Origin of the sequence: Haliscomenobacter sp., assembly GCF_040403615.1 — a bacterium.
GTDB lineage: Bacteria > Bacteroidota > Bacteroidia > Chitinophagales > Saprospiraceae > Haliscomenobacter.
This window is the reverse complement of sequence record NZ_JBBAKG010000140.1, coordinates 1-2728: the sequence shown is the minus strand read 5'-3', so window position 1 is coordinate 2728 and position 2728 is coordinate 1. Positions and strand designations below refer to the sequence as shown.

The following is a 2728-nucleotide window of genomic DNA, read 5'->3' as shown; positions in this document are numbered from 1 at the left end:
CCTGTAGGCCTCAAGCTGCCCAACGAATTGGGGATTTGTGATATGAGTGGTAACGTATGGGAGTGGTGCGCAGACCAGTGGCACGACAGCTACGTGGGCGCTCCCGCGGATGGCAGCGCCTGGGTAGATCGGGAGGTGGGTGCTAATCGGGTGCTTCGCGGCGGTAGCTGGCTCAACCTTGCGCAGGACTGCCGCCCCTCGCTTCGGTCCACCAGCTATCCCTCGTACCGCGGCGACAACTATGGTTTTCGGGTAGTGTTGTTTCCCCCTCCAGTCAGTTGGCCTGTCTAATCCAAAAAGCCCGTGAGCAAAAAAGAAAAGGAAAAGGGCGGAGCCCCAAGGAAGAGTGGGACAATGGGAGCTGGGTGCCGCCAGTCGAGCGAGTGGGCGAGCCGACGGGCAGCACCCCGCGAGTGCTCGAAATAACATGATTCAGGGATAAGGGGCGATAAAAAAATAAGTGTTTCATTTTGTCAAAGGATTAGACAAGTAAACGGTTCATTTTAAGTGTCTTATCTAATTCTTTGACTCAGAGAAAATGAACACTTATTTTGCCCCACTACTAAATGTAAAACACATGCAACTAAAAGTATTCACCATTCCAATCATTGGAGGAGAAAGCATCAATGAAGAATTGAACCGTTTTTTGCGCGCCAAGAAAGTGATCAAACTGGAAAAACAATTGACGGTGTTGGGTACGGAAGCCTTTTGGTGCTGCTGTGTCAGTTATATAGACGACCCCTCTGGAGCATTCAAAGATAAAGCCAAGGTGGATTATCGCCTAGTGCTGGATGAGGCCAGTTTTGCCCGGTTTTCGCTGATGCGAGAGATCAGAAAGCAGATTTCTGTTGCCGAAGGCATCCCTGCATATAATGTATTTACCGATGAAGAATTGGCAGGCATAGCAACCCTGGAAAAAATTACCCTTGCGGCCATGCGTAGCATTAAAGGAATCGGCGAAAAAAAAGTGGAAAAATACGGCGCTCATTTTATCCCAAAGCCAGATGAAAAGAGCTAATCATTTGCTGTCAGCCATTGTTGATCCTGACAATCTGCGTCTTGCCTTTTGGAAAGCCCGCAAGGGAAAATCCTATGCGGAGGAAGTACAACGCTACCAAGCGGATCTTGAATCCAATGTATTGCTGCTGCACCAGCAAATCATGAGTGGCCAGGTGGAGGTAGGCGATTATCGTTATTTCAAAGTGTTTGATCCCAAAGAACGACAAATTTGTGCCAGTGCATTTAAGGAGCAAGTACTGCACCACGCATTAATGAACGTATGCCATCCATTTTTTGAGCGGACACAAGTGGAGTATAGTTTTGCCAGCAGGCCGGGTAAGGGAGTACATGCCGCGCTGCACGCTGCAGAGGGTTTTACACGTCAGTATCGCTATTTTTTAAAGCTGGATGTCCGCAAATTTTTTGACAGCATTCACCATGTGGTACTCAAAACCCAGTTGGACCGGATGTTCAAAGAAGAGAAACTCCTGCTGATTTTTGCCCAAATCATCGATAGTTATGTCGTGCAACCCAGTCGAGGCGTACCCATCGGCAACCTCAGTAGCCAATATTTTGCCAACCATTATCTGAGTTCATTGGATCATTTCATCAAGGAAAAGCTATGCATCAGCGCCTATGTGCGCTACATGGATGACATGGTTTTGTGGCACGACGAGCGTTCAGTATTGAAAGAATGCCAGCAGATGATTGAAATCTATGTGGAAGAGCAACTGTCTTGCGCACTCAAACCCATGCTTTTGAATTATGCTTCTGCAGGTTTACCATTTGTGGGCTACGTATTACGCCCTTACAATACCCGATTGTCACAGCGCAGCCGCAAACGATTTGTGCAAAAAATGCGGAATATTGAGCATAAACACGACAGTGGCAAATGGACTGAGGCACAATGCCAGCGCCATGCCTTACCTTTAATTGCCTTTACGCAGCACGCCAACGCAAAAGCATTTCGAGAAAAAATAATTTTTTCCTAATTTTAACGCCAAGGGCAAACATCGAAGGGTGCTTCGCGGCGGTAGCTGGAACAACAATGCGCAGAACTGCCGCCCCTCGAATCGGAACAACAACAATCCCTCGAACCGCAACAACAACAATGGTTTCCGAGTGGTGTTGTTTCCCCCTCCAGCTCACGGGCTCGTTGGATGACAGCCACTGAACAGATGTTTGTCCGGTACTCCATACTCTGGAGGCAAAAACGCGGATTTGCCGCTGCGGCAGTAGTATTGGTAACCCGGCTGACGGTGAAGGTTCTACTGCCCAATTTTTTAAAATATACCTCAAGCCCAAAGTATGTCAAGACTGAATGTAGACCTGGTTCAAGAAAAAAAATGGAAATTAGAACACCTGGAAATTAAAGATGAAGCAAAAGCAATAGAAGCAGTACGCCGCCGTGGCAACGCCTATGCCCTCAATGCCCAAGGCGTCCTCATCGCCCTGAGCATGACCGCGAAAGACATTGATAGCCTGATCCTCGGCGAGGAATGTCATGACTTGGAACACCTGTACCTGGGCTACAACGAAAAACTGACCCAGATTGAATTTGAAACCAACTTACCCAAACTCCAATACCTGTACCTCAACAACTGCGCCTTGAACGGTACCTTGCGCTTACCCGAGGGGTTTGCAAACCTCAAACAGGTTTATGTGCAAAAAAATCAATTGCAAGGGCTGGTTTTTGAAGGAGATTGCCCGGAGTTGGAGTTGCTGGATG

The 2728-nt window shown here is 47.9% G+C and carries 4 protein-coding genes and 1 pseudogene; all 5 read left to right on the top strand.

Going from position 1 to position 2728, the window contains the following annotated elements; translation table 11 throughout:
- The coding region (locus ABW391_RS26205) for a formylglycine-generating enzyme family protein (RefSeq protein WP_353484868.1) at positions 1-291 on the top strand (291 nt) is incomplete at its 5' end.
- A 286-nt stretch (positions 292-577) separates the two neighbouring features.
- Positions 578-1018, top strand: coding sequence for an HRDC domain-containing protein (locus ABW391_RS26200; RefSeq protein ID WP_353484867.1), 441 nt, complete (start codon positions 578-580; stop codon positions 1016-1018).
- Positions 1005-1991 (top strand): RNA-directed DNA polymerase, encoded by a 987-nt coding sequence (locus ABW391_RS26195; RefSeq protein ID WP_353484866.1) that lies wholly within the window; start codon positions 1005-1007, stop codon positions 1989-1991. Before ABW391_RS26200 ends, ABW391_RS26195 begins: the two co-directional genes overlap by 14 nt.
- 25 nt (positions 1992-2016) lie before the next feature.
- A pseudogene (locus tag ABW391_RS26190) lies at positions 2017-2163 on the top strand (SUMF1/EgtB/PvdO family nonheme iron enzyme); the annotation flags it as partial.
- Between the two features lie 144 nt (positions 2164-2307).
- Positions 2308-2728 (top strand): leucine-rich repeat domain-containing protein (locus tag ABW391_RS26185; RefSeq protein ID WP_353484865.1); only part of this gene is annotated, 421 nt, incomplete at its 3' end.

Bases quoted from the DNA above. Each gene is read 5' to 3' on its own strand.
- ABW391_RS26195 (WP_353484866.1), top strand. From the start codon at position 1,005: ATGAAAAGAGCTAATCATTTGCTGTCAGCCATTGTTGATCCTGACAAT.
- ABW391_RS26200 (WP_353484867.1), top strand. From the start codon at position 578: ATGCAACTAAAAGTATTCACCATTCCAATCATTGGAGGAGAAAGCATC.